We start from the raw sequence: 26,270 nt of genomic DNA, 5'->3' as shown, positions 1-26,270 counted from the left end.
GCAATGGGGCTCGTCCTGACCGCGCCGATCTGCGCCTTACAACGTTCATCGCAACCTCCAAACTCCTGGTGTTGCGACGACCGTTTGAATCCGCCGTACAGACGCTGATCAAAATGATCAAAGGAGGGTCGAGATCGCGACCGAGCTTGGGAGGTATATCGCGTCCGTCGAACGTGTGGCCGCGGGTATGGCCTTTTGCTGCGAAGCGCAAGGAGCGCTGCACAAAGACGCAGACGTATCAGCCGCTTGTAGAATCGCACTATTCTGACTCAGCCAAACCTTACGGGGAAAGCAGGGAATGGTTAGGCCCGGCGCATCATACCGGACTAGGACGCGTCGGGCCGCGACTCCGCAATCGCGCACAACTACGGAAGGCACGTGGCAATAGCGAGAACGATATCGGCGCCGAAGTCTCCGGAATAAACCGAAATCAGAAATCCCGCGGCCAGAGCAGCTACAATCACTTTGAGTGTCAGCATTTGACATCTCCACTTAAGTCGCGCGGACAAAAGTCGGCTCGGTCTTTTTCCAGGGTGCTTCGCGGGTCTAGCTGACAGTTTCATTCACTGAGTTGTTATCCCGGGCGTGCCGCGGTCCAGCCTAGCGGCCCTCGAGCCAACCAGCCCCTGCCGGTGCACTCGACCGGGGCTGCGCAGGTGGATGGCGGGAGGCTCAGATGTGAGGTGTCGCCCACCGCCGACGTCCGGCCGCTGGCGAAGCGATGCATATTCCGAGGATGAGAAACATTGCGAGCACGCGCATTTTGGTTTCTTCTGACCAGGACCCTTTAGCTCTTTGCTATCTCACGTGCATTTTCTCGACGATCGAATAGAGCAGCATGAAGATCGGCAAGAAGACGAAGAACCAAACGGCCTCCGGTTCGACCCGGGAAAATTCGTGGTTGGGATCTGTTTCAGTGCCGAACGGCACAGGTGCCACGGGCGGCTTTGGACGCCTGCGTTTTACCGCTCGGCTTAGCAGCCGTCGAGTCGCTGGTTCGTCGGACGGCGGATCGCTTGCGCGTCGGCTCTGGTTCGTCACGACTTTAGACCGCGAACATCAGCGGGTATTTGCGGACCAGTTCGAGGTCAACGTAGCCGGCGGCATTGATCCACTCGTGGGGACAGTAAACGAGCGAGCCAGGGTCGAGCTCTAGGCCATCCCGTTTTATTGCCTCGCGCGTCCCCAGTCGGCCGGCCCATTGTCTCCGTCCGTTTGGATCAGGTCGCATCGTGTCGAACACGGTGTCGTTTTTCGTCATCGCAATTCCTGAGGTGTTGAAACCAATCTTTAGGAAATGACCTCCGCTTGACGCCGGTGTTCTCGCCGACAAGTGATATTCGCTTTTGCAGTTGCTCACCTCAAGCCCGCACAGGTCGTGCTGACCGTCTTCCCTGTCTCACTCTCGCCGTTGCAGGTTGCAGGAGTTTGGCGAAGGGTGGTCCAGAATTGATAGGTGCGGCCGGACCAGCCTCGGCACCCGCGGGCTGGAATGGTGGCTACCCGTCTGCTCCTCAGGGTGGGTGGGCCGCCAGCATTGGATCGCTCTCTTCGTCGAGTCAGCGCTTCTAGTGGCTTTAGGAGGAAGCCCACCATCCGTCGGGGAATGGCTCTAGCAAAGTCCGATCGACTTGGTTGTCGTTGTCAGGGGGCCTGAGAGCTCCTGCATTCCGCGCTAGTGGCGCGTGGCGACGGAGGCGGACAGACATGGCGCCCGGTTTACGAGTTCGAAGGCGGCGCGAAGGAGGATGTGTCAAGCGTAATGGGGGCACACCGCGAGCGCGGCGCTCTGCTTCTTCGACCAGGCCTCGAAGATATTCCAATTCTGAGAGCTGAGAAGTGAGTTCGCTAAGTCGTTCGGCGTAAACGATTGCGCGAGAGCCTCGCATAAATGTCCTCCCCAGCACAAAAAAGCACTATCAGGATGGCGTCAGAGCAAATAGCGCGAGTAGCAAAAGTGGAACACTACCACCGGTAAATTGCGGATTTCAATACGTCAGGCTCACTGCCTCAGGCTCACTGCCTCAGGACTGCGTCCACTCCCTTGCCAACTCGTCAACGATCTTGACCTATTTTGCCGAAAGCTTGGTTGGGCCCTGCAGTCAAAAGGGCCTGGGTGTAGAAGCCAGCGTAGAAGTTGCGCCAGCCTTTCGGCTTGCACTAAGCTCATCCGATTAGATCCGAATTGTTTTTGTGGAGTAGCGTCATGTCGAGTGCGATTGAGTTGATTGTGGACGGCTACGCGAGTCTGAAAGACCGCCAGTCGCTTGAGGAGCTGAGGATGCACCGCCGGCGCCTTGCCGGAGACCTGAAAGCCTGGGCGGGCTTTGACTGCAGGTTGTCGATTGCGCAGATCGAGCAGGACATCGAGGCAATCGAGGCCGGCTTGGAGACGTTGTCGGGGCCGGTCGGCGGTTAAGCTAAGGCGCCATCCGATGGCGGCGAGCGCGCAGGGAGGGCAAGTGCTGCGATCTTTCGTCAGGCTGCCCTCATGGTGGTTTGGTCATGTTCGTCCGCGCTCTGCCTGACGTCTGAGAAGATCATCGCTAAGCTTCGCGCCGCAGGCTACTCGCAGATCCAAGGAGGTGCCGACCGGAAAGATCAAGACCTACGTCAAGGAAAGCACCGCGCGCTCGCCAATCGTCGACAGCACCGGCCACATCGCAGAGGTGGCGAGATAGCTAGACGGGCAGACGAAGCCAAACGTCTTTACTGGACAGCGTGCCGGTTGGCGTCGCAATCTCCATATCGACGACGCGAAACGAGCCATGACTTTCGTAAACGTAGCGAAGGTGCCAGACCGGACCGAGTTCCGGCGAAAGGGCGAAGTCGTCCAACGCACGTGCGATGTTGTGAACGGCATCGCGTCGCCCGATCGGTGCGGAGAACATCGTCTCTATCAGCGCGGCCAGGCTCATGCCGCCGACCAGCATGGCTCGTGCAGCTTCGTCGCCGTGAGAAAGCCGGAGGGCGGTCAGGATCACGGCAATAGCGTCGGGGTTCTTCAGAGTCACAGCAGGTTCGCCTCGCCAGCAAAAACATAATGCCGGATGCCGCCCTTTTCATGCAAGCGACAACGAGCCGACGCCAACATATCTCAAGCGACAAACATGCCCACCGCGAGCCGCGCTTGCGGAATGCGGGCGCCGCCTTCAGGGTCTAGTCGTGTGGGTCATTTCCCTTCGGCTCCTGCAAGAATTTTGGCATGTGTCCACGCGCTTCACGATCACGCGGGGCCGGGCGTTCGGACGGGTCGCGGCCGAGTTTGGACTGCAGCTCGACGAGGTCGGTGAAGACGTCGGCCTGGCGGCGCAGCTCGTCGGCGATCATCGGCGGCTGGCTCGCGATCGTGGAAATCACGGTGACCCGCACGCCGCGGCGCTGAACGGCCTCGACCAGAGAGCGGAAGTCGCCGTCGCCCGAGAACAGCACCATCTGGTCGATGTGCTCGGCGAGCTCCATGGCGTTCACGGCGAGCTCGATGTCCATGTTGCCCTTGACCTTGCGGCGGCCGGAGGCGTCGATGAACTCCTTGGTCGCCTTGGTGACCACGGTGTAGCCGTTGTAGTCGAGCCAGTCGATCAGCGGCCGGATCGAGGAGTATTCCTGATCCTCGATGATCGCGGTGTAGTAGAACGCTCTAAGTAGCGTCCCGCGGCTCTGAAACTCCTTCAGCAGACGCTTGTAATCGATGTCGAAGCCCAGAGTTTTCGCCGTCGCGTAGAGATTGGCTCCATCGATGAAGAGCGCGATCTTGTCAGTCGGGATTGGTGACATTCAGTTCACGCTTTCCGTGAAACAGCAGAGATCGGTAGCGAAGATCTTAGAGTACAGACTATGTTTTAAGCTTCAACTATTTTCGACCCGGGCTCGAACTCTGACAATAGCCGAAAGTTGGTGTGTCGGATTTGTAATGTATGCTGTCTAATTCCAGGTGCTTATCTCCATGGTGCTCACGCCATGCCTGCCGGCGATTTTGCCCTGTTTGATCTTTGGATCCACCGGCGCGGCCGCGGCGGGCGGTGGTCTGTTTCAGGTCCATGCGGAAACGTTCTGTTAGTCGGGAGCGAGAGAAGCCGGCCCCGCAGCGCAATACATGGCTGCTCGGGCCATCTTCCAGTTGCTGCTGACCGCTCCTTATCTCGATCCGAAGGAGATCAAAGTTGCGTCGGCGCCTTACATGACTTTCGGACTCGTTTACACTGGGATGCGGTAAGGGTTCTTCGGTCGCCGTAGCAACGGAGCTCAGCGGGGGCGCTGCCCGATGGGTTCCCCCGTTTGGCGTCGACCAGCTGCAATGCGACATGCCGGCGTGTTGGCACGGTGCCGGTAGGGTGCAGCCGCAGCCGCGCCGGCGCCGGAGGCGCTCCCGCTCCTGTTGCGCGCAAGGTTCGACGCCAGGAGGAGCGCCGTCCTGAACGCTATGGATCGGCTACCGAGCTGGCTTCCAGCCGAGAGCTTCGCGACCCCAAAATCGCGTAATTATCTGAGCCGCTAACGGCCAGGCCGAGTGACTACTGCCATTTTGCGATCGGCCCAGTTCTTAATATCGCCGACGGTCATCGCCTTGAGGAACGCGTTCGCGTTGACCAGCTTTTCGCGTGTGGTTCGACCCGTCATGTCAGCGGCGGCCATAACTGAAGCAGCATCTGCAGTTTCTGCGCCGGAAAATAGCGCCACGGCTCCCGCCGGTCCCGCGAAATGGGCGAGGTAGAGAGAACCGGGCGTGGCCGGCAGACCGCGCTTGGTCAGCATCGCGGCATGTTGCTCGACCAGCCGTGCGGCAACCTCGCGCGTAAGCTCAGCATCTCCGCGCAAGTCCAAGACTTCCTTGTCGCTGCGGCCCTTGATCAGATCGCGTCGGTGCCTTCGAACGGCTTCGAGCCACGTATCATCGAGAAACTGGGCGGCGCCAGTGGCGCTCGACCGCTTGTTCCTTGCATTCGGGTCACCGTTGGACTCGGCTATGATAATTCGCTCGACCAGCGCCTTGGCAGCCGCCCTGTCGATCGAGCTCCCCTTCAACTGAGCATCGCGAACCAGGACGAAACTCGCGACGAAAGCCAGGCCGATTGCCACTCCAAAAACGAGCGTGATGGATTCCGCGGACAACCACTTCCGCGCGGTGACAACGGATCCACGCTCGTCGGGGCGAGGCGGTCGGATTTCCTCGGCACGGCGTATTTGCCCTGACACATGCGGCGGGAGCCGCGGGTCGGCTGTCGTTCCAACGCAGAGGTATCCGTGCGCTAGGTCTGGCATCGCGTCTGCAGGTTCAATGCTTTCAAGACGCCATCGAAGGCACCTGACAGGCACGGCTTCGCCTCCGCGACCGGTTTGGCGCGACTGGCGCCCGCGCTTGCCTTGGAAATTCCGTGCCGGGGCCGAGGTCTGGGCAGCATGATCGCGGATTTTCCGCTTGCGTTACCCTCCTGCTCGATGATCTTCGAATGTGCTCGTGCAACGATCGGAATGTGGTCCGACGGATTCTTTAGTTCGCGCGAGGAAAGTGGCTGCGGTGGCGCTTCGAATGGCGGAATTTCGAGCCGGTCTGCCTTGGTCAGTGTATCGTGTGAGGGACGTAATCCGACGGTTGCCAGAGCCGGCGGCTCGTTCGCAGGCTCTGTGATGCGCGGCGGCGCCTCGAGCTCCATCACGGCGAGTGTACCGAGGCCAACTAGGAAGAGAGCCACCCTCATCTGATTTCACGCTCTCCGAACGAGAAACCTCACTCAAATCCTCTTAGAAATGAGCTCCAAAAATCAAGAACGATTGCAAAGGTCCAATAAGGCCGCTTAGTGGCAGAGGTGAACCTGGGAAGCGCTGCTATGGGAGAAGATCAAAGACAGGGTTAACGCGGGGCATGCGAACTGGCCGAGTGAAGGGGATAGTCAACTCGATGTGGCGCTGGCGGCTGTCACCGAACGCCAGCTCGACGCCGTCTCGTCCTCACTACTCCCTGGCAAGTTCGCGACTGCATTTTGCAGCGGGAGGTGTGCGTCTGTGAGTTGGTTCAACCCAGCAAGGGGGACGGCGGACGGACGTACATTTCCGCCGTGGAGGACTTCAGCAGCTTGGCAGGACGTGAGGGTGAGCTACGGAATCGTGAGCGATCACTGCAAACCGTCGGCAGGTTATCTGAAACTTCTAAGCGAGGCCCCGGCCCACGCAGTGGAAAAGCACGAAGGCCGCAGCGAGGAAAACTCGCTGCGGCCCGCGCGTGGTCAAAAAGCCGGGTCAAAATGGACAAGTACAATATCGGGCCAGCCCCGGTGTCGGAGATTTTAGCGCTAATTTCGTCTAGATGGCGAAAATAAGTTCGCTATCACCGATGCGCGGGTGTCGACAGTTGACGAAGCGCGATAATGGCGGACTGGCTTCTGCCGTGTCATAGAGATTTGCAAATGGGGAACACCGGCCGCCGAGCTACTTGACCTAGATCATTCGTTCCTTAGTGGCCCGCAGGCTGCGGATGTAATAGCCTTGTGCCTGAACGGCTGACTTGATTTCGTTGCTAACCTTGAGAACTCGTTTTCTGCTCTTTCGCCAGGTATGTGCAGAGCAAAGCGTAGGTACGGCCGAGCCTGTACTTAGAACGAGCAAGCCGCGCTTGTCATTGCGATAGACATCAAACATCGTTCGCCCCCGCTGACCATATTGAACTAAGAATGGAATATGTTTCGGTTGTCTCAATGGCCGAGCTTAGTATTTCGGTCCGCTGTGCGGGTTGTAAATCTGCAACGCCAGCGACTTTCCTTCAGTTCGTTCCGGATACGGAACGAACTGAAGCAAGCCCCGGCCGCCGTCAAATTGCTGCGTATGCAATTATTTCAGTCACGATGTGTTTCGGATGTTGTTGATTGGGGGCATCGAGCGGCAAGCGGCCGCCGCCGTCTTCACGGATTCGCCCCGTTGGTTGCTCGTGCACGGCAGCGCCGACACGTCGTCGTGGGCGGCGATGCACCGGGCCCGTTGGCGATGTAGCTACATCTTTCGCTGACTGCCTGTTCAGTAAGAATGGCCGACTAGACCTGCTCGCGCTCTGCGCTTCGCGTTTTGACCCGCAGCGCACCTCGCAACGGCTCGGCTGCACGTTCACTTGAGATCGACGCAACTTGGCGTCAGCCGATGTCACCGTTGACCCCTTACGAATTTTTGGGTGTCGTAGTTTTCTATCTTTTGATAGTCGGTCGCAATAACGGGAAGCCACTCTCTTTCTTCTTCTTCTTCTTCTTCGGAGAGTGGGCATGAACCAGCATCCAAGTCGCATCGATCGGTAAATTCCGGGGCGCGCACTCTGCGATTCAGGTCTGAACTGGTCAGGCAGGAGTCGGGACCTATGGTGGTCCACCTGTTTGATTTGCCGAGATTACGACCGCGAGGCTACGCCAAAGTCCTCGCTAACTCATCGGGCGGTGGTGCTCGCCCTCGTCAACGGAAGGCCGCCTCAGACGGCCCTCTTTCCCTTGGTCAATCCGCGCGCATGCGGAAGGGCGTCAGGTTCGAAGCTTTGGCACAACAACCTGCGGCCATCGCTCAGCGAGTGCAAATAGAGCGGCCCCAGCGGCGATTGGGGGCCCGCGCATCTCAAGTCGCACCTTGCCTACATCACCCGCAACGGTGAGCTGGATGGCGAAACAGAGCAGGGCGCGGCCCTGGCAGGTCGTTCCGGAAAGACCTGCAGCAACGGTGGGTGGATGATGCCCGTCTAGACCATAAGCGTCGCCGCGACGGATCGCTTTCGGTGAATATTATTGTGTCGATGCCGGCTGGTACCGACGCCATCGCCGTCAAGGATTCAGCCCGGGCATTTGCCATCGAAACGTTTGGCTATAATCATGACTACGTCTTCGTCCAGCACCTCGATGACAAGCATCCTCACGTGCACTTGACCGTTCGATCCCTCGGCCATGACGGAAAGCGCCTTAATCCCCGTAACGCGGACCTTCAGGCCTGGCGAGAACGTTTTGCTGGCGAACTTCGGCTTCGCGGGATCGCGGCGGAGGCAACGCCGCGGCGAACCCGCGGACGAGTTCGAAAGGCCGCGCGCGGGGCGGTCCTCGCTATGCGCAAGAGAAAGATCACGCCCGATGTCGATCGGCGTGCCCGCAACGAGGTGCTTTCGGAAGTGAAGAGCGGAAGGAGCGCCAAACACTCTTGGGACGAACAGATCAAGTCACGTCAGGATGTGATCCGGCGGCGATATCTTGATTATGCCGCCGAGCTGCAGCGCTCTGGAGCAGGAGCTCTGCGTGCGTGGACGATCACTATCCCGCGTTCGCCTTCAACCCCGCAGCCTGGATGCCCGCCACGGCACACGCCTCGTCATTGTCCGAGGTGTCGCCGGAGACGCCGACGGCGCCGAGCAGCGTCGTGCCGTCCATGATCAGCACGCCGCCGGGGACCGGCACCAGCGCGCCCTTGGCCATGGTGTTCATGGCGTCGATGAAATAGGCCTGCTCCTGCGCGCGCTGGAAGAGAGCGCGCGAGCCCATGCCCAATGCGAGCGCGCCATAGGCCTTGCCGTGCGCGATCTCGGCGCGCATCAGGCTGGTGCCGTCCTGCGCCGCGGCGATCTTGAGCACCCCGCGTGCGTCGAGGATGGTGACGACGAGCGGCTTCAGCTTCAGCTCGGTGGATTTCGCGAAGGCGGCATCGAGGATCTTGCGGGCGGTGTCGAGGGTGAGGTCAGCCATGACTGGTTTCCTTTGCAATGGGAGTGGTTGTGGATTGGGTCTTCGCACGATCGAGGCTCATCGCGAGCACGCGCGCGACGTGAAGCGCCTCGCGCTGGGCGCCGTCGTGGATCTGGTGCCGGCAGGAGGTGCCGTCGGCAACAATCAGCGTCGCCTGCTCCGCACGGCGCACGGCGGGCAATAGCGACAGCTCGGCCATCTCGATCGAGGCATCGTAGGTGTCCGCGCCATAACCGAAGGCGCCGGCCATGCCGCAGCAGCTCGACTCAACGGTCTCGACCTTCAGGCTGGGAATGAGGCGTAGCACCTGCTCGACCGGCTTGAAGGCGCCGAAGGATTTTTGATGGCAATGGCCGTGCACCACGGCCTTGTCGGCGACAGTGCCGAGCGGCAGTTGTAGCCGGCCGGCCTCGGCTTCGCGCACCAGGAATTCCTCGAATGTCAACGCGTGGGCGCCGACCGCCTTGGCCTCATCGTCCTGGCGCAGCGAGGCGAGTTCGTCGCGCAGCGTCAAAAGGCAGCTCGGCTCAAGCCCGACGATCGGGACGCCGCGCCCGGCAAAGGAGGCGAACGCAGCGACCAGACGATCGAGCTCGGACCTGGCTTCGTCGACAAGGCCCGCCGACAGGAAGGTGCGGCCGCAGCATAGCGGACGGCCGCCGCTTGCGGGTTTCGGCAGATGCACGCGATAGCCGCCGGCTGCGAGCACGCGCAACGCGGCGTCGAGATTTTCGCGCTCATAGATGCGGTTGAAGGTATCGGCGAACAGCACGACCTCGCGGCCAGTCTCCGGCCCGACCGCTTCGGCAGGCGGCGCGAACACGTCGCTGCGGAAGGCGGGCAGCGCCCGCCGCGCGCTGATGTCGGCAAAACGCTCGAACAGCCTTCGCAGCAGCGGGCTGCGGTTGCGCAAATTCGCCAGCGGCGCGAAGCGCGACGCGAGGCCGGCATAGCGTGGGAGGTAGCCGACCAGGCGGTCGCGCAAGGTCAGGCCATGCGAGGCCGCGCGCGCGGCCAGCACCTCGATCTTCATCTTGGCCATGTCGACGCCGGTTGGGCATTCGTGGCGGCAGGCCTTGCAAGACACGCAAAGCTTCAACGTCTCCATCATCTCGTCGGAGGCGAGTGCGCCCGCGCCAAGCTGGCCGGAGATTGCGAGGCGCAGCGTGTTGGCGCGGCCTCGCGTCACGTCCTTCTCGTTGCGCGTCGTCCGGTAGGACGGACACATCACGCCGCCCTCGAGCTTGCGGCAGGCGCCGTTGTTGTTGCACATCTCGACCGCGCCCTGAAAACCGCCGCCGGCCCCGGGATAAGCGGACCAGTCGAGTTTTGTCTTGAGCTCAGCGACGCGATAGTCCGGTTTGAAGCGAAACAGCGAGCGGTCGTCCATCCTGGGGGCGTCGACGATCTTGCCGGGATTGAGCACGCCATCGGGATCGAAGCGCTGCTTCACTTCCCTGAAGTCGGCGACCAAGCGCTCGCCGAACATGGTTGCGTGGAATTCGGAGCGCACCAGGCCGTCGCCGTGCTCTCCGGAATGCGAGCCCTTGTATTCGCGCACCAGTTCGAAGGCTTCCTCGGCGATGGCCCGCATCGCCTTGACATCCTTCTCCAGCTTCAAATTCAGCACGGGCCGCACATGCAGGCAGCCTTCGGAGGCGTGAGCATACATCGTGCCGCTGGTGCCGTGCTTGGCAAACACCTCGCCCAGCCGCGCGGTGTAGTCGGCGAGATGCGGCAGCGGCACGGCGCAGTCTTCGACGAAAGAGACCGGCTTTCCCTCCTGCTTCATCGACATCATGACGTTGAGGCCGGCGGCGCGGAAATCGGCGATCCCGCTCTGGAGCGCGGGCTCGGTGATTTCCACCACGCCGCCCCATTTGCGCTTGTCGTTGTTCCAAGCGAAGCCGAGATCGCCCATCAGCTCGCCGAGCTGCTTCAGGCGCACGAAATTGTCCGCCTGGTCCTCCTCGGCGAACTCGACCACCAGCACCGCATCCGGATCACCCTTGATCGCGGCGGAGATGATCGGCCGGAACATCGCGATGTCACGGCCGAGCGCGAGCATGGTGCGGTCAACCAGCTCGACCGCGATCGGCTTCAGCTTGACCAGATGCTGAGCCGCGTCCATCGCCTCGTAGAAGCTGCCGAAATGGCAGATGCCGAGCACCTTGTTGCGGATGACAGGCCACAGCTTCAGCTCGACCTTGGTGGTGAACGCCAGCGTGCCTTCGGAACCCACCAGCAGATGCGCCATGTTGTTGCGCGCATTGCGCGGCACCAGCGCATCGAGATTGTAGCCGCCGACACGACGCTGCACCTTTGGGAAGCGTGCGGCGATCTCCCCGGCCTCGCGGGCGCCGAGATCGAGCATGTCGCGGAACAGGGCGCGTGCGCTGTCGTTCGCATCGAGATCGGAGAGATCGCGCGACACCTCGCCGAAGCGGCTCAGCGTGCCGTCGGCGAGCGCGGCGTCCATCGACAGCGTGTTGTCGCGCATGGTGCCGTAGCGCAGGCTACGCCCGCCGCAGGAATTGTTGCCCGCCATGCCGCCGATGGTGGCGCGCGAGGCCGTGGAGACGTCGACCGGAAACCAGAGGCCGTGCTTTTTCAGCCGGCGGTTGAGGTCGTCGAGCACGATGCCGGGCTCGACAACGCAGGTGCGCCCTTCGACGTCGAGCGACAGGATCCGGTTCAGGTGCTTCGAGAGATCGACCACGAGACCGTCATTGACGGTCTGGCCGCATTGCGAGGTGCCGCCGCCGCGCGGGGTCACCTTCAGTCCCTCGTCGCGCGCGATCGCCAGCGCCCGCAAGGCCTCGTCCATGGTGCGCGGCACCACTACGCCAGTGGGCACGATCTGGTAGAAGGAAGCGTCCGTGGCGTAGCGGCCCCGGCTGAAAGCGTCGAACAGGACGTCGCCGGTCACTTCCCGGGCCAGACGGGCCGCGATGCCGTCCTTTTTGGCCGATTCCTGTGATTTCCCGGGCACTTCCGCCGCCATGGTCCGCTCTTGCCTGTTCGCCGCCCCCGTCTTGCCTTCGGTCACGGCCCTTGGCAAGGCGAGCCCTGCTTCTTGTGCATTGACGGACCCCGCCGGGCGAGGGACAAGCCCGGCGAATAGTGATATTCGAGCGGCTTGCGCACCCCTTGAGGCCAAAGGGCTCGAAGTCAAGTTGAGCTCAAAGCCAAGACAGACGCAAAAGACAGACTCAAAGACCGGGAAGGACGCCGATGACCGTGCACACTGGAAGGCATTTTCTCCAGATTCCAGGACCGACCAACGTGCCCGACCGGGTGCTGCGGGCGATGGACATGCCGACGCTGGATCACCGCGGTCCGGAGTTCGCAGAGCTCGGTTTCGCCGTCCTCACCGGCATGCAGCGGGTGTTCCGCACCAAGCAGCCCGTGATCATCTTCCCCTCGTCCGGCACCGGCGCTTGGGAAGCTGCGATGGTCAACGTGCTCGCCCCCGGCGACAAGGTGTTGATGTGCGAGACCGGCCAGTTCGCTGTGCTGTGGCGCGGCATCGCCGACAAGTTCAAGCTCGACGTCGACTTCATCCCGAGCGACTGGCGCCATGGTGCCGATCTCGCCGAGATCGAGAAGCGCCTTGCCGCCGACAAGCAGCACACGATCAAGGCGGTCTGCGTCGTCCACAATGAGACCTCGACCGGCTGCGTGACGCCGCCGCTGGAGGTACGCAAGCTGCTCGACCGGGTCAAGCATCCGGCGCTGTTGATGGTCGACACCATCTCCGGCCTCGGCTCGATGGAGTACGAGCACGATGCCTGGGGCATCGACGTCTCGGTCGCTGGCTCACAGAAGGGCCTGATGCTGCCGCCGGGCCTCGGCTTCAACGCCGTCTCGGAGAAGGCGCTCGCGGTGGCCAAGGCCAACCCCGGCATGCGCTCCTATTGGGACTGGCAGGAGGTCATCGGCTTCAACAAGCTCGGCACCTTCCCCTATACGCCGGCCACCAATTTGCTCTACGGCCTGCGCGAGGCGATCAAGATGCTGGAAGAGGAGGGGCTCGAGAACGTCTGGACCCGCCACAAGCGCCACAGCGCGGCGACGCGCGCCGCGATCAAGGTCTGGGGCCTGGAGACGCAGTGCGCCGATCCTGCCGCGCATTCGCCGGCGCTGACCGGCGTGCGCGTGCCTGATGGCCATGACGCCGATGCCTTCCGCAAGGTGGTGCTGGAAAACTTCGACATGTCGCTAGGCACTGGCCTGAACAAGGTCAAGGGCAAGGTGTTCCGCATCGGCCATATCGGCCATTTCAACGACCTGATGCTGATGGGGACGCTCGCCGGCGTCGAGATGGGCCTCGATCTTGCAAAGATCCCGCACCGGAGCGGCGGCGTGTTGGCGGCTATGGACGTCCTGAAGGGACGCGACGCGGTGCCGATGACCAAAGCTCAGGTGGCCTGAAGGCCCAGGTTGCCTGAGCCAACTTCGAGAAAAGAGAGCGCGCGATGAACGCACCGACGACCGCCAACGAAGACCTGCTCTACTCCGTCACGGACGGCATCGCGCGGATCACCTTCAACCGCCCGCAGGCGCGCAACGCACTGACCTTCGCCATGTACGAGCGCATGGCGGAGATCTGCCAGGAGATCAACACCGACCGCTCGATCAAGGCGCTGATCCTGACCGGCACTGGCGACAAGGCGTTTGCCTCCGGCACCGACATTTCTCAATTCCGTGCGTTCAAAACCGCGCAGGACGCACTCGACTATGAAGCGAGGATCGACCGCGTGCTCGGCACGCTGGAGCAGTGCCGCGTGCCCGTGATCGCGGCGATCGCGGGGGCATGCACCGGTGGCGGCGCCGGAATTGCGGCCTGCTGCGACCTCCGCATCGGGACTGAAGCGACGCGCATCGGCTTTCCGATCGCGCGCACGCTCGGCAACTGCCTGTCGATGTCGAACATCAGCCGCGTCGTCTCGCTGGTCGGCCCCGCCCGCACCAAGGATCTGATCTTCAAGGCGCGCCTCGTCGAGGCGCCGGAAGCTCTGGCGCTCGGCCTCCTCAACGAGATCGTCCCTGATGTCGAGACGCTGCAGCGCCGCGCCGACGAAACCGCCAGGCTCGTGGCGAGCCACGCCCCGCTGACGCTTGAAGCGACCAAGGAGGCAGTGCGCCGCATCCGCCGCACGCTCTCGCGCGAAGAAGGCGAGGATCTGATCCTTAAGGCCTATATGAGCGAAGATTTCCGCGAGGGAATGGACGCCTTCCTCAACAAGCGCACGCCGAACTGGAAGGGCAAGTAGCGCGCGTCCTCTGCCGATTGCGCCGTGCAACTATTCAATTCAAGTGGTTCCGCCTGTCGGAATCACAATTGCGCGCTTCTCCCTTTAGGCGAAGCAGGCATGCCGTTTCCCTTTAGGCGAAGCAGGCATGCCGTTCTTGTTCGTCGACCAGCTGGACGTCCAGGTGCCGCAGACCACGGCGCTGAGTGATGTGGCAACCGGCCGCGTCAGGGTGATCTGGGCGTCTCCGGCCAATGGCAGGCGGGAAGTAGGGGGCCTCGTCAACTCACGACGTCGGCTCACCAAGCGTATTTGAACACGCCCTTGCCGGCATAGCTGGTGACGTTGCCGGAGAACTCGCCGTCGAAGGTGCCGGCGATCGAGAAGCCGCTCAGCCATTTCATCTCGGCGCTGGCGCTGACGAGCGCGGAGTCGGCATCGACCCGGGCGCCGTTCACGACGAAGCTGGTGCCCGGCAGGGTCTGGAATAGCGCGGTGACGGCGCGGCCCGGATTGTAATCGTGCGCCCAGGCGGCGCGACCGCGCAGCGTTAGCACGCCGTTCTGCATCGCGTACGATTTGTCGGTGCGCAGGCCGAGCTCGGAGCGGGGGTCAGTCAGCGATTGCGAGGCATAGTTCAACGCGAACAGCCCGCCGCCATTGAGGCTGACTTCGGAGTAGTTGGGCAGGTTGAAGTTCGTCACCTGTGCCGCCGCATAGGGGGTGAGGCCGATCATCGGCGTCGCGAAGCGGTAGCCGCCCTCGAAGCGGGACGAGAAGGTGTCGGCCTTGAAGCGGCCCTGCAGCTGGTCGAAGCCGCCGGGCGCCACGGTGCGGTTGGTGGTGACGTCGTGCCAGCCATAAGCGAGCGCGGCGGAGATATAGGCCGGCCCGAAATTGTGCCGGCCGTAGACGCCGGCCTGGAACAGGTCTGCCGAGCCCGAACCCATCGCGTTGGCGAGCGAGTAGCTCAGTCCACCGCCGCCGAGCGCGAAGCCGACCAGCGTGTCGACCGAAACCCTGTAGTCGGCACCGGCCGCGCCGCCCCAGGCCCGTGCGGTCAGGTCTTGCGAGCCGACCGGCGCATTGCCGCCGACTTGTGCCGAGCCGCCATAGCCGGCGGTCCAGAGGCTCCAGCGGCTGGCCGGCTGCGAGACGAGCAGCGGTGCCTTGGTCGCCATCGCATAAGCCTCGCGCTCGCGCGCGTTGGCCGGGCGCATGGACGCATAGGCGGCCGCGTCGTCGCTCGCGGCGAATTGCGCCACGCGGCCCGCCTTGGCGAAACCGCCCGAGCGGCCGATGACGGTCGGGTCGAGCATCAGATTGAGAAATTGCCCGTCGGCATTGATCGCGGACTGGATGATGCCGGTGCCGAGTTCGCCCGAGGCCGTGGTCAGTCCGGCCGGCGTCAGCGCAGCGAAGGCTGCCGGAATGCCGCCGGTCGAGTTGAAGAAGTTGGTCAGCGTGTTCGCAACGTTTTGCTGGTTGACGGTGAGGCCGCCCCCGCTCGGCGCGAAGTTGACGCCGATGTTGAGGAACACATTGTTGGTGCCGTAGCTCAGCGACGCGTTGATCGTCGGCACGTTGGAGAGGACGGCTGCGTTGAAGGAGGTGCCGCCGAAACCGCCGGTCGCGGACAGGATCGTGTACTGCTTCTTGATCGTGCCCGAGGCGAACATCGCGCTCACCGTCGCGTTGCCGAGCGTGGCCGCGCCGTTGACATTGGCCAGGCTGGCATTGCCGGAGGAGATCTGCACGAGATAGATCGAGGCCGCCGTGAAGCTGAGGGGGCCGTTGATCGTTAGCGGTGCGAACGAGTTCGTGCTGCTGCCGGGCGCGAGCGTACCACCATTGACGGTGACATTGCCGACGAGGCCCTGGCCGGTCAGCGTACCGCCGCCGGCGAGTGTGCCGCCGGCATTGACGGTGATCGGGCTCAGGATCGAGCCGTCCACGACGAGTTTGCCGCCGTTGATCGTGGTGGCGCCGGTATAGGTGTTGGCGCCGGACAGTGCCTGCGTGCCACCGGTCAGCGTGAGGCCGCCACCCGCGCCGCCGTCGTCGATGACGCCCGCAAAATTGCCGATGCCGTTGGTGATCGTCAGTGTGTTGGCCCCGATGTTGACGTTACCGGAGCCCGCCAGCGACTTGATCGAGGTTCCCGTGCTCAGGGCCGAGATGTCGAAGAAGCCGTCGGCGACGACATTGCTCGAGGTCGCGATGCTGCCATCGCTGCCGCCGAAATTGATGAGATCGAGCTCGCCGCCGCTCGCGATGGTCGTGGTGCCGGTATAGGCGTTGGTGCCGTAGAGCTGCTGGGTGGCGCCGTTGGCGATCACGACGTTGCCACCGGTGCCGCCCGCAATGCCGCCATCCTGAATGACGCCGCCGAAGAAGCTGCCACTGGTGATTGTCAGTGTCTTCGATCCAAGTGCGACGATGCCGCCAGCGGTCAAGGAGAACAGAGCGTTCACCGACGTGCCGGAGGTTGTTTGCGAGATGTCGAACGTGCCGCCTGCGCCTGGCGTGAACGTGACGCTCGCCGAGTTCGCGATCGATCCGCCGCCTTTCAGCGCCAACGTCGCGCCGGCATCGATCTGTGTGGCATTGGCGTAAGTGTTCACACCGGAGAGGGTCTGCGTTCCGCCAGCGACGTCAAATCCACCGGTGGTGCCCTGGATCACGCCCGCGAACTCGGTCGAGCCGTTGGTGATGAACAGCCCGTTGCCGCCCATGTTGACGACGCCGCTCGAGCTGCCGGCGAGTGTCGTGATCGCGGCGGATGACGGGGTCACTGCCGAGATATCGAACGTCGCGTTCACCGTGACGATGCTGGAGCTCGCGATGCTGCCGAAGCCGGAGATCGCAAGCGTCCCCGCCGAGATCGTCGTCGCGCCGGTGTAGCTGTTGAGGCCGGTCAGCGTCATCGTGCCGGTGCCGACCTTGGTCAGTCCGCCGCCGATGCCGGAGATCACGCCGTCGACCTGGGTCGAGGTGTTGAGGCTGCCTGTGGTGAGGGTCTTGGCGCCGAGCACGTAATTGCCGGCGCCTTCGATCGAGCCCGCGGTCATCCCGCCGCTGGTCAGGCCGGAAATATCGACCGTGCCTCCGGCATTGTTAACGAAACGCGCGCTGCCGCCCGTGCTGGAGCCGTCGAAGTTCACCGTTCCGTCGTTGGCGATGGTCGAAGTGGCGGCGGTGGTGGTGTTGTGGAAGTTCAGCGTCGCCGAAGCGAGGTTGTTGATCGTGGCGCTGCCGGCCGAAGCGCTGGTGAAGAAATCGATCTGGCCGCCGGCGTCGTTCGTGATGATGACGGCTCCAGCCCCGACGCCGCCGCGCGCGGTGCTGCCGTTCTGGAACACCAGATTGTTGCCGGAGGTGACTTCGAAATTCTGCGTCGTCCCGGAATTGTTGACAATGCCTGTCGCGTTGACGGTGAACGGCTTGCCGATCGTGATGGAGTAGGCCTGGGCGATGCTCGTGAACTGGACGGTGCCAATGACGACGACACCGTTATTGTTGTCGACCGCTGTGCTTCCGGTGTTGGTGAACGTTGCGGTCCCGTCCGGCACGACCGGGTTGGTTGACCAGTTCGTGCCATTCGTCCAGTCGCTGGTGCCGCCGGCCCAGGTGCTGTCGACGGCATGCGCGGCGACGACGCCGAGCGCAGTGGTCGCCAACAGGGTCGCCAAGGAGTGGCGCACGACGGATCGCAGCCCGTATCCGATCCGCCCACCTGCCATCGGTTCGGCCATCTAATCTTCTCAAATCAGCAATGAAATTATCGCGAGCATGCAACCCGGGCACGTACTGATGCCCCTATACCCTGCGACATGATCTCATGGCGCCGCAACAGCCTGCAATGAACGGCTATCCATTCGCGCCGGGTTCTGGCCTGTTCCGCTTTGCATTTTCAGCCATCGTGGCCATTAGGCAACATATCCGTGTCGCTCGCCATGCGCTCACGCGGGGGAAGCTGCCGGTGAAGCGGTGCGCCATATCCGCCGCCCGCGGTCGCGCGCGAGGATGGCGAGGACCTGATCCTCGAAGCCCCTATAAGCGAAGATTTCCGCGTGGGAATGGACGCCTTCCTCAACTGGCGCACGCTGAACTGGAAGGGCAAGTAGCGAATCTCCGGCTTGGCTTCATCATTCGAAAGTCAGTGACAGCGGATGCCTGTGTGCTTGAACTCGCCCGCGTTAGTCCGCACAATGCATCGATAAATTCCTGGCAAACAAAGCCAACAATCCAGGGGACGAAACTCGTGCGAATCCTAATGAAAGCTGTTGGCGTCGCAGCAGTGCTATCGTTGAGCGCGCCGGCCTTGGCTGGGTGGGAGCCGACCAAACCGGTCGAGATCGTGGTGGCGGCAGGCGCGGGCGGCGCCTCCGACCAGATGGCGCGGATGATGCAGGCCGCCATCCAGAAGAACAATCTGATGAAGCAGCCGATCGTGGTCTCGCTCAAGGGCGGAGCTTCCGGCGCCGAAGCGCTGATGTACATGAAATCCAGTGAGGGCGACCCCAACAAGGTGCTGATCGCCTATTCGCTGATCTACATGTTGCCGCTGTCGGCAAAGATCCCGTTCAACTGGCGTGAGCTGACCCCGGTTTCGGTGATCGCGCTCGACCAGTTCGTGCTGTGGGACAACAGCGCGGGTCCCAAGACGGTGAAGGAGTTCGTCGCCGCCGCGAAGGCGGCAGGCGCGCCGTTCAAGATGGGCGGCACCGGCTCGAAGCGCGAGGATCACGTGCTGACCGTGTTCCTCGAGCAGAAGACCGGCGCGAAATTCTCCTATTTGCCCTACAAGTCCGGCGGCGAGGCCGCGACCCAACTCGTCGGCAACCACACCGAATCCAACGTCAACAATCCATCCGAAAATCTCGAGGTCTGGCGCGCGGGCCAGGTGCGTCCGCTCTGCGTGTTCGACAAGGAGCGAATCTCCTACACCAGCAAGGTGACGGAGACGCAGTCCTGGGCCGACATCCCGACCTGCAAGGAGGAGGGTGTCGATGTGCAGTATCTGATGCTGCGCGCGATGTTCCTGCCCGGCAAGGTCACCGCGGAACAGCAGGCGTTCTATGTCGAGCTGTTCCACAAGGTGACGCAGACCGCGGAATACAAGGACTACATGGAAAAACAGGCGTTGAAGCCGATCTTCCTCACCGGCAAGGACATGGTGCAATTCCTCGAGGAGGATGATGCAGTCAACAAGTCGCTGATGACGGAAGCCGGGTTCGTCGCGAAGTAGCCTCTTCTCCCTTCTCCCTCTCCCCGTTCTTACGGGGAGAGGGTTGGGGTGAGGGGCTCTCTCCGCAACTCCAACTCTCACCGTCCCCGTTGAGACTCCCCCTCACCCCAACCCTCTCCCCGCAAGCGGGGAGAGGGGGAATTGAACTTACTCCGTCCCAAACGGCTCATGCCCCAAACCGATCTTGAAATCGTCGTCGACGATCCGACTGCGCCCGCAGACGACTCGCCTTCCGTCGTCTCCTCCGGCACGATCGAGATATTCGTCTGTCTCCTGTTGCTCGCGCTGGCCGCCACGCTCGGCTACGACAATTGGCGCACCGGCGCCTCCTGGGATTCGACCGGGCCGGAGCCCGGCTATTTCCCGTTCTACCTCTCCGTCATTCTCGGTGGTGCCAGCCTCTACGGCCTGATCGTGGCGCTGGTCGCGCACCGCGCGGCACCCGAAACCTTCGTCACGCGCGCGCAGGCCCGCCGCGTCATGGCGGTGTTCGTGCCGACGCTGCTGTTCTGCCTGGCGACGCAGTTTCTCGGTCTCTATGTCGCGAGCTTCCTGCTGATCGCCAGCTTCATGCGCCTCGTCGGCAAGATCGCGCTGTGGAAGTCGCTGCTCACCGCTATCGTATTCACGGCGATCATGTTCGTTACCTTCGACATCGCTTTCGACGTCATCATGCCGAAAGGGCCGCTCGAAGCGGCCTTCGGCTACTAGGCGGGCCCGCGATGGAAGCTTTCGGTCTGTTGCTTCACGGCTTCGCGGTCTTGCTGACGTGGAAGACGCTCGTGCTGATGATGGTCGGGCTGGTGCTCGGCATCTTCGTCGGGGTCTTGCCCGGACTCGGCGGACCCAACGGCGTCGCGATCCTGTTGCCGCTCACCTTCACGATGGATCCGACCTCGGCGATCGTAATGCTGTCCTGCATCTATTGGGGCGCGCTGTTCGGCGGCGCGATCACCTCGATCCTGTTCAACATCCCCGGCGAAGCCTGGTCGGTCGCGACCACCTTCGACGGCTATCCGATGGCGCAGCAGGGCAGGGCGGCCGAGGCGCTGACGGCGGCGTTCACGTCCTCCTTCATCGGCTCGCTGGTCGCGGTGCTCCTGATCACCTTCCTCGCCCCGATGATCTCGTCCTTTGCGCTGAAGTTCGGCCCGCCCGAGTTCTTCGCCGTGTATTTGCTGACCTTCTGCTCCTTCGTCGGGCTGGGGCGCGAGGCCAAGCACAAGACCGTCATCTCGATGTCGCTGGGGCTGTTGCTCGCCGGCATCGGCATGGACACGGTGTCAGGCAATCTGCGCATGACCTTCGGCTCGTCCGAGCTGCTCCGCGGCATCAACTTCCTCGTCGCCGTCATCGGCCTGTTCGGCATCAGCGAGATTCTGCTGACGATGGAGGAGCGCCTCGCGTTGCGCGGACACGCAGCAAGCATTTCGCTGCGCGTCGTGCTGAGCGTTTGGAAGGACCTGCCGAAATACTGGGTGACGCTGCTGCGCTCCTCCTTCATCGGCTGCTGGCTCGGCATTACTCCGGGCGGCGCGATCGCAGCCTCTTTCATGGGCTACAATCTCGCCAAGCGTTTCTCGAAGGATCCCGAGAGCTTCGGCAAGGGCCGGATCGAGGGCGTGTTCGCGCCCGAGACGGCGGCGCATGCCTCCGGCACCGCGGCGCTGCTGCCGATGCTGGCGCTCGGCATCCCCGGCTCGGGCACCGCCGCGATCCTGCTCGGCGGGTTGATGGTGTGGGGGCTCAATCCCGGACCGCTGCTGTTCGTCGAGCACAAGGACTTCGTCTGGGGCCTGATCGCCTCGATGTATCTCGGCAATGTCGTCGGCCTTGTGCTGGTGCTGACGACAGTGCCGATCTTCGCCTCGATCCTGCGCGTGCCGTTCGCCGCGGTGGCGCCGATGATCGTGGTGTCCTGCGCGATCGGCGCCTATGCGATCCAGAACGCGATGTTCGACATCTGGCTGATGCTCGGCTTCGGCGTCGTCGGCTACGTCTTCAAGAAGATCGGCATTCCGCTCGCGCCGTTCACGCTGGCGCTCGTGCTCGGTAACCGAGCCGAGGACGCCTTCCGCCTGTCGATGATCGGGGCCGGCGGCGACCTCAAGGTGTTTTGGTCGAACGGCCTGGTGGGCTCGATCACGACGCTGGCGATCGTGCTGCTGTTTTGGCCTGTGATCGACGGCTTGCTCGGCCGTCTCGGTTGGACGGCGGCGGGACAAAACGGCGGCACAACGAAAAGTTGAATTAGATCAGTGCTTAGTTTTGTTGTGTCGCCGCAGCCCAGCCGCTGACGCCTGGCGATTGTTTCCAGATGTTGCCGCCCTGCGACAGCCGGGGTTTTACGTTCTAGGATACTCTGCGACTAGATTTTGCTTTTTATCGCAGGGGGAATTTCATGAAGCTGATTGTAGTGACAGCGGCGCTATCGTTGCTCGCGACGAACGCGATGGCTGCCGATCTCGCGGCCAAGCCGTATGTGAAAGCGCCGCCGATCGTCGATCCCGGCTATAATTGGACCGGATTCTACGCCGGGTTGAACGGCGGCTATAGCTGGGGTCGGGCGAACGAGACCGCGTTGATCGGCGCGCCCTTTGCAGGTGCGGCCACTGTCAAGCAGAACGTCGATGGCGGCCTCGGCGGGGCCCAGATTGGCTACAATTGGCAGGTGGACCGGAAGTGGGTCGTCGGCGTCGAGGCCGACATTCAGGGCACTGGCGAACGCGGTCGATCGAACAATGGGCTGGGAACGCTCCGCATTGGCGTGTTCGGCGTCACGGCGTCCTCCGCCACCAGCACCGATTTCCCCTGGTTCGCGACCTTCCGTGCACGCGGGGGCTTCCTGATCGACCCGAGCCTGCTGCTCTACGCCACGGGCGGTCTGGCGGTCGGTGAGGTCAAGTTCGCCAGCACGCCGGCGGTCACCATTCAGTTGTTCGACGGCAACACGCCGATCGGCGCTCCCGTGTCCGCCACCGGTCCGACTGCGTCGGAACGCCAGACCCGGGTGGGTTGGACCCTCGGCGCAGGCCTGGAAAAGAAGTTTACCCCCAACTGGTCCGCGAAGCTGGAGTATCTCTACGTCGATCTCGGCACCAAGACCTTCTTCAGCGGAACAGGGAACGACATCGACGTCCGCTTCCGCGATCACATCTTGCGTGCCGGCATCAACTACCAGTTTGGTGGTCCGGTGGTTGCGAAGTACTGAGAACTCGAAGGCATCAACGAGAAGCAAAGCCCGGCCTCGCGCCGGGCTTTGTCGTTCGCCCGGTGTGAGACGTTCACACCACTTTGGCGTCCCTGAGCTTGGCAATCTCGCCCGCGCCGAAGCCGAACTCCTTCAGCACTTCGTCGGTCTGCTCGCCGAATTCCGGCGGCCGCGCCACCATCCTGCTCGGCGTGCGCGACAGCGTCACGGGCTGGCCGACCAGACGGATGTCGCGACCCTCGTCATTCGGCACCTCCTGCGCAATGCCGAGATGCTTGACCTGCTCGTCTTCGAACATCTGGTCGATGGCGTAGATCGGCCCGCAGGGCACGCCGGCCTCGTTGAGTTCGCGGACCCAGGTCTCGGTGGATTTCGTCAACGTACGCTTCTCGATCTCCGCATTGAGCGCGTCGCGGTTCTTGGAGCGGGCCGGCGCGGTCAGATAGTCGGGATGGCTGTAGAGTTCCGGCGCGCCGATCGCCTGCGCGCAGCGCTCCCAGATCCGGCCGCCCGTGGTGGCGATGTTGATGTAGCCGTCCGAGGTCTTGAACACGCCGGTCGGAATGCTGGTCGGGTGATTGTTGCCGGCCTGCTTGGCGACTTCCTTCTCCATCAGCCAGCGCGCGGCCTGGAAGTCGAGCATGAAGATCTGGGCCTGCAGCAGCGAGGTCTGCACCCACTGGCCCTTGCCCGAGACCTCGCGCTCCAGCAGTGCGGTGAGGATGCCCATGGCACAGAACAGGCCGGCGGTGAGGTCGGCGACCGGAATGCCGACCCGCATCGGGCCTTCGCCCGGCGCGCCGGTGATCGACATCAGCCCGCCCATGCCTTGCGCGATCTGATCGAAGCCCGGACGCTTGTGGTAGGGCCCGTCCTGGCCGAAGCCCGAGATGCTGCCATAGACGATGCGGGGATTGATCCTGGCGAGGCCCTCATAATCGATACAAAGCTTCTTCTTCACGTCGGGGCGGAAATTCTCGACCACAACGTCGGCCTTGGCGGCGAGGCGCTTGAACACGGCGAGCCCGCGCTCGTCCTTCAGGTTCAGCGTCATCGCCCGCTTGTTGCGGTGCAGATTCTGGAAGTCGGCCCCTTGCCGCGGGCCGCCTGGCTGCTCGCCGCCGGCATCCTCGGTCAGCGCGTCGATCTTGATCACGTTGGCGCCCCAGTCCGCGAGCTGCCGCACGCAGGTGGGTCCGGACCGGACGCGGGTCAGATCGAGCACGGTGAAGCGTGACAGGGCTTCCGAGGCATGCGGAAAGGGCATCTTGATGGGCTCCGGGACTGATTGCGGGCCTACCATAGTGCCGAAAGACCATGCAGCAAGACATCACGCGGCAGGTCTGGGCCGCGCGGATGCCGCCTGTCGAAATGCAATGCCTGAGGGACGCGGCGAAGGATCAGCGCGCCAGCTGTTTCAGCTCGGCGCGCGCCCGCTCGGCCAGCGGGTCATCACCGTGGCGCGCAATGAACAGCTCGAACGCCTCCCGCGTTCCCAAGCGACGGGCCGATTCGTACTCCTCCGCGACCGCAGCGGAGGGGTCGCGGGCCAATGGAACGGAGGGGGCACGCCCCGCTGTGCCGCCTTCCTTGCCACTCTCATCCGCATTGGCTTTTCCGACCATGACAGGCAGTCCTCCGAAGGGTAGATGGCCCGGCCCGGCCAGCGCCACCAGGGCGCCGAACAGACCGGCCGAGAGAGAACGTGGTTTCATGATTCACCCGCAAAACGCCGTGAGCCGGAAACCGACATCCTTGTCCTGGCCCGTATGAACACGGGATCTGATGGCTAACACGGCATTATGGACGGAGTCAGGATCTCCTCGCCAAAATTAAACCAAAGATTTAACTCTCAAGCTAGAATCACCTGCCCGCGCCCCGAATCGAACGGGGTTTGCCGCTTGGGAGATTCCCTTGGCCACCGCAGTCAACGTCAGTGCGACCAACAACGCCGAGATCGACGGCCTGCTGTCGGGCTATAAATGGACCGGCGCGATTACCTACAGCTTTCCGGACGCTGCAAGCGACTACGCCAGTTCCTACAGCGGCGGCAGCGGTGAGCCGACGAAGTCGGGCTTTGCCTCGGCGCCGAGTCAGATGCAGGCGGCGATCAATTACGCGATTGGACTGATCCTCGGCTACACCAACGCCAGCATTCAGTACGCCGGGACAAACGGCGCCGACATTATGGTGGCGCAGTCGCCGGCGGCCAATCCGACATCCTACGCCTATTACCCCGGCAACTACGCGTCCGGCGGCGACGTGTGGTTCGGAACCGCCTACAACTATTCGCTGGCTGCGCTCGGCAACTACTATTTCACGACTGCGCTGCACGAGTTCGGACACGCCTTTGGCCTGAAGCACAGTCAGGAAACGGGCGGCCCCGCCAATGTCGCGGTGCCGAGCGCGCATGACGACAGCGAATACACCGTCATGAGCTATCGCAGCTATGTCGGTGCTTCGACGACGAGCGGCTACACCAACGAAGCCTATGGATATCCGCAGACCTATATGGCCAACGATATCCTCGCGCTGCAGACGATGTACGGCGCGAACTACACGACCCAGAGCGGGACTACCGTCTATACATGGAGCCCGACCACCGGGCAGGAGTTCATCAACGGCGTTGGCCAGCCGGCCGACAATGGCGGTGCCGGTGGCTCGGCCAATCGCGTCTACGAGACGATCTGGGATGGTGGCGGCGTCGATACCTACGACCTGTCGAACTATACGACGAACTTGAGCATCAATCTCAATCCAGGTACGTCGTCCGTGTTCTCGTCGGTTCAACTCGCCTATCTCGGAAACGGCCATTACGCGTCGGGCAACGTCTACAATTCCTACCTCTACAACAACGACGCGCGTTCCTACATCGACAACGCCATCGGCGGCTCCGGCAACGACACCATCATCGGCAACGCCATCGCCAACACGCTGAACGGCGGCGCTGGCAATGACACGATCACCGGCGGTGGCGGTAACGACACCATCATTGGCGGCGCTGGCACCGACACCGCAGTGTACTCGGGCAATAGGGCGAACTACTCAATTTTGTATAACGGCACCACCCAGACCTTCACCATTGCCGACCAGCGCACCGGCTCTCCGGACGGTACCGATACCCTGACCGGAGTCGAAAACTTCCAGTTTGCGGATACTACGGTAAACCCGCCGGTCACCATCGAGGCCGTCGGCGCGATTAGCCTGGTGCAGGTCGGCAGCAATTTCTACATGAATCCTGTAGCCGGCGGCTCAGGACCTGCGCTGAAATACGCCGGCTCGCCGGTGGTGGCCGGCCAGTCCGGCGGCTGGACGCCGATCGCCGTGGAGCAGATCTCGAGCGGTTACGAGGTCGCTTGGCGATACCCGGGCAGTGATCAGTTCACGATCTGGACGACCGACAGCAGCGGCAATTTCGCCACCAACACCGGTCAGGTGTCAGGCACCAGCGCCACGCTTGAGCAAGCCGAGAGCCGCTTCCACCAGGACCTCAACGGCGATGGCGTCATCGGCATCCCCACGACCAGCATCGAAGCGTTCGGCAGCACAAGCCTGGTGCAGGTCGGCAGCAATTTCTACATGAATCCTGTAGCCGGCGGCTCAGGACCTGCGCTGAAATACGCCGGCTCGCCCGTGGTGGCCGGCCAGTCCGGCGGCTGGACGCCGATAGCCGTGGAGCAGACCTCGAGCGGTTACGAGGTCGCTTGGCAATACCCGGGCAGCGATCAGTTCACGATCTGGACGACCGACAGCAGCGGCAACTTCGCCACCAACACCGGTCAGGTGTCAGGCACCAGCGCCACGCTTGAGCAAGCCGAGAGCCGCTTCCACCAGGACCTCAACGGCGATGGCGTCAT

The 26,270-nt window shown here is 62.8% G+C and carries 20 protein-coding genes; 11 read left to right on the top strand and 9 right to left on the bottom strand.

Annotation, left to right across the window (positions count from 1 at the left end):
- Positions 1–838 precede the first annotated feature (838 nt).
- A complete protein-coding gene (locus ABIB80_RS38005; RefSeq protein WP_354129496.1) occupies positions 839–1,156 on the top strand; it encodes a hypothetical protein in 318 nt (105 codons plus the stop codon).
- 1,050 nt (positions 1,157–2,206) lie between these two features.
- Entirely contained in the window at positions 2,207–2,419 is a 213-nt protein-coding gene (locus ABIB80_RS38000; protein ID WP_007601850.1) for a hypothetical protein, read from the top strand.
- 262 nt (positions 2,420–2,681) lie between these two features.
- On the opposite strand, the gene ABIB80_RS37995 is transcribed toward ABIB80_RS38000, so the two are convergent.
- The 4 genes from ABIB80_RS37995 to ABIB80_RS37980 form a co-directional block, all read right to left on the bottom strand.
- Entirely contained in the window at positions 2,682–3,014 is a 333-nt protein-coding gene (locus ABIB80_RS37995; protein ID WP_007601852.1) for a hypothetical protein, read from the bottom strand.
- A 145-nt stretch (positions 3,015–3,159) separates the two neighbouring features.
- A complete protein-coding gene (locus ABIB80_RS37990; protein ID WP_354129495.1) occupies positions 3,160–3,777 on the bottom strand; it encodes a LabA-like NYN domain-containing protein in 618 nt (205 codons plus the stop codon).
- 717 nt (positions 3,778–4,494) lie between these two features.
- Positions 4,495–5,112, bottom strand: a complete 618-nt coding sequence (locus tag ABIB80_RS37985; RefSeq protein ID WP_354129494.1) for a lysozyme family protein — start codon at positions 5,110–5,112, stop codon at positions 4,495–4,497.
- A 1,323-nt stretch (positions 5,113–6,435) separates the two neighbouring features.
- Positions 6,436–6,636: a hypothetical protein gene (locus ABIB80_RS37980; RefSeq protein WP_219685685.1), complete on the bottom strand. Its 201-nt coding sequence runs from the start codon at positions 6,634–6,636 to the stop codon at positions 6,436–6,438.
- Positions 6,637–7,762: 1,126 nt separating this feature from the next.
- On the opposite strand from ABIB80_RS37980, the gene ABIB80_RS37975 reads away from it, so the two are divergent.
- Positions 7,763–8,386 carry a relaxase/mobilization nuclease domain-containing protein gene (locus ABIB80_RS37975; protein WP_354129497.1) on the top strand — a complete coding sequence of 208 codons (624 nt, stop codon included), beginning with the start codon at positions 7,763–7,765 and terminating at the stop codon, positions 8,384–8,386.
- Here ABIB80_RS37975 and ABIB80_RS37970 read toward each other — a convergent pair.
- Positions 8,268–8,696, bottom strand: coding sequence for a GlcG/HbpS family heme-binding protein (locus ABIB80_RS37970; protein ID WP_007601896.1), 429 nt, complete (start codon positions 8,694–8,696; stop codon positions 8,268–8,270). The genes ABIB80_RS37975 and ABIB80_RS37970 overlap by 119 nt on opposite strands.
- Positions 8,689–11,700 carry an FAD-binding and (Fe-S)-binding domain-containing protein gene (locus ABIB80_RS37965; RefSeq protein ID WP_354129493.1) on the bottom strand — a complete coding sequence of 1,004 codons (3,012 nt, stop codon included), beginning with the start codon at positions 11,698–11,700 and terminating at the stop codon, positions 8,689–8,691. Before ABIB80_RS37965 ends, ABIB80_RS37970 begins: the two co-directional genes overlap by 8 nt.
- Positions 11,701–11,930: 230 nt before the next feature.
- On the opposite strand from ABIB80_RS37965, the gene ABIB80_RS37960 reads away from it, so the two are divergent.
- From ABIB80_RS37960 to ABIB80_RS37950, 3 genes are all read left to right on the top strand, one after another.
- Positions 11,931–13,130, top strand: a complete 1,200-nt coding sequence (locus ABIB80_RS37960; protein ID WP_354129492.1) for a pyridoxal-phosphate-dependent aminotransferase family protein — start codon at positions 11,931–11,933, stop codon at positions 13,128–13,130.
- 44 nt (positions 13,131–13,174) lie between these two features.
- Positions 13,175–13,972, top strand: a complete 798-nt coding sequence (locus ABIB80_RS37955; RefSeq protein ID WP_354129491.1) for an enoyl-CoA hydratase/isomerase family protein — start codon at positions 13,175–13,177, stop codon at positions 13,970–13,972.
- Between the two features lie 127 nt (positions 13,973–14,099).
- Positions 14,100–14,267 (top strand): hypothetical protein, encoded by a 168-nt coding sequence (locus ABIB80_RS37950; RefSeq protein ID WP_354129490.1) that lies wholly within the window; start codon positions 14,100–14,102, stop codon positions 14,265–14,267.
- Here the strand turns inward: ABIB80_RS37950 and ABIB80_RS37945 are convergent.
- On the bottom strand, positions 14,251–17,706 hold the full coding sequence (locus tag ABIB80_RS37945) for an autotransporter domain-containing protein (protein ID WP_354129489.1): 3,456 nt from the start codon (positions 17,704–17,706) through the stop codon (positions 14,251–14,253). The genes ABIB80_RS37950 and ABIB80_RS37945 overlap by 17 nt on opposite strands.
- A 521-nt stretch (positions 17,707–18,227) precedes the next feature.
- Here ABIB80_RS37945 and ABIB80_RS37935 point away from each other — a divergent pair.
- The 4 genes from ABIB80_RS37935 (at position 18,228) to ABIB80_RS37920 (ending at position 22,413) form a co-directional block, all read left to right on the top strand.
- Positions 18,228–19,202, top strand: a complete 975-nt coding sequence (locus ABIB80_RS37935; RefSeq protein WP_354129488.1) for a Bug family tripartite tricarboxylate transporter substrate binding protein — start codon at positions 18,228–18,230, stop codon at positions 19,200–19,202.
- A 168-nt stretch (positions 19,203–19,370) separates the two neighbouring features.
- Positions 19,371–19,913, top strand: a complete 543-nt coding sequence (locus tag ABIB80_RS37930; RefSeq protein ID WP_354129487.1) for a tripartite tricarboxylate transporter TctB family protein — start codon at positions 19,371–19,373, stop codon at positions 19,911–19,913.
- Between the two features lie 11 nt (positions 19,914–19,924).
- Positions 19,925–21,451 (top strand): tripartite tricarboxylate transporter permease, encoded by a 1,527-nt coding sequence (locus ABIB80_RS37925; protein WP_354129486.1) that lies wholly within the window; start codon positions 19,925–19,927, stop codon positions 21,449–21,451.
- 152 nt (positions 21,452–21,603) lie between these two features.
- Positions 21,604–22,413: an outer membrane protein gene (locus ABIB80_RS37920; RefSeq protein WP_354129485.1), complete on the top strand. Its 810-nt coding sequence runs from the start codon at positions 21,604–21,606 to the stop codon at positions 22,411–22,413.
- A gap of 73 nt (positions 22,414–22,486) precedes the next feature.
- On the opposite strand, the gene ABIB80_RS37915 is transcribed toward ABIB80_RS37920, so the two are convergent.
- Both ABIB80_RS37915 and ABIB80_RS37910 read right to left on the bottom strand, forming a co-directional pair.
- Positions 22,487–23,680, bottom strand: a complete 1,194-nt coding sequence (locus ABIB80_RS37915) for a CaiB/BaiF CoA transferase family protein (protein WP_354129484.1) — start codon at positions 23,678–23,680, stop codon at positions 22,487–22,489.
- A 133-nt stretch (positions 23,681–23,813) separates the two neighbouring features.
- The gene (locus ABIB80_RS37910) at positions 23,814–24,128 is read right to left on the bottom strand and encodes a hypothetical protein (protein ID WP_354129483.1); all 315 of its coding nucleotides are present in this window, start codon (positions 24,126–24,128) and stop codon (positions 23,814–23,816) included.
- A gap of 199 nt (positions 24,129–24,327) precedes the next feature.
- Between ABIB80_RS37910 and ABIB80_RS37905 the strand changes: the two genes are divergently transcribed.
- The coding region (locus ABIB80_RS37905; protein ID WP_354129482.1) for a M10 family metallopeptidase C-terminal domain-containing protein at positions 24,328–26,270 on the top strand (1,943 nt) is incomplete at its 3' end.

The sequence above is a fragment of the Bradyrhizobium sp. i1.15.2 genome (assembly GCF_040548425.1).
Classification (GTDB): Bacteria; Pseudomonadota; Alphaproteobacteria; order Rhizobiales; family Xanthobacteraceae; genus Bradyrhizobium; species Bradyrhizobium canariense.
The sequence above is the reverse complement of the archived record's forward strand: the minus strand, read 5'-3'. Positions and strand labels throughout refer to the sequence as shown.

Coding starts and splice junctions, on each gene's coding strand:
- ABIB80_RS37965 (WP_354129493.1), bottom strand. CDS start 11,700: ATGGCGGCGGAAGTGCCCGGGAAATCACAGGAATCGGCCAAAAAGGAC.
- ABIB80_RS37955 (WP_354129491.1), top strand. CDS start 13,175: ATGAACGCACCGACGACCGCCAACGAAGACCTGCTCTACTCCGTCACG.
- ABIB80_RS37970 (WP_007601896.1), bottom strand. CDS start 8,696: ATGGCTGACCTCACCCTCGACACCGCCCGCAAGATCCTCGATGCCGCC.
- ABIB80_RS38005 (WP_354129496.1), top strand. CDS start 839: ATGAAGATCGGCAAGAAGACGAAGAACCAAACGGCCTCCGGTTCGACC.
- ABIB80_RS37920 (WP_354129485.1), top strand. CDS start 21,604: ATGAAGCTGATTGTAGTGACAGCGGCGCTATCGTTGCTCGCGACGAAC.
- ABIB80_RS37915 (WP_354129484.1), bottom strand. CDS start 23,680: ATGCCCTTTCCGCATGCCTCGGAAGCCCTGTCACGCTTCACCGTGCTC.
- ABIB80_RS37980 (WP_219685685.1), bottom strand. CDS start 6,636: ATGTTTGATGTCTATCGCAATGACAAGCGCGGCTTGCTCGTTCTAAGT.
- ABIB80_RS37945 (WP_354129489.1), bottom strand. CDS start 17,706: ATGGCCGAACCGATGGCAGGTGGGCGGATCGGATACGGGCTGCGATCC.
- ABIB80_RS37960 (WP_354129492.1), top strand. CDS start 11,931: ATGACCGTGCACACTGGAAGGCATTTTCTCCAGATTCCAGGACCGACC.
- ABIB80_RS37925 (WP_354129486.1), top strand. CDS start 19,925: ATGGAAGCTTTCGGTCTGTTGCTTCACGGCTTCGCGGTCTTGCTGACG.
- ABIB80_RS37950 (WP_354129490.1), top strand. CDS start 14,100: ATGCCGTTCTTGTTCGTCGACCAGCTGGACGTCCAGGTGCCGCAGACC.
- ABIB80_RS37990 (WP_354129495.1), bottom strand. CDS start 3,777: ATGTCACCAATCCCGACTGACAAGATCGCGCTCTTCATCGATGGAGCC.
- ABIB80_RS37930 (WP_354129487.1), top strand. CDS start 19,371: ATGCCCCAAACCGATCTTGAAATCGTCGTCGACGATCCGACTGCGCCC.
- ABIB80_RS37910 (WP_354129483.1), bottom strand. CDS start 24,128: ATGAAACCACGTTCTCTCTCGGCCGGTCTGTTCGGCGCCCTGGTGGCG.
- ABIB80_RS37935 (WP_354129488.1), top strand. CDS start 18,228: ATGAAAGCTGTTGGCGTCGCAGCAGTGCTATCGTTGAGCGCGCCGGCC.
- ABIB80_RS37975 (WP_354129497.1), top strand. CDS start 7,763: ATGCCGGCTGGTACCGACGCCATCGCCGTCAAGGATTCAGCCCGGGCA.
- ABIB80_RS38000 (WP_007601850.1), top strand. CDS start 2,207: ATGTCGAGTGCGATTGAGTTGATTGTGGACGGCTACGCGAGTCTGAAA.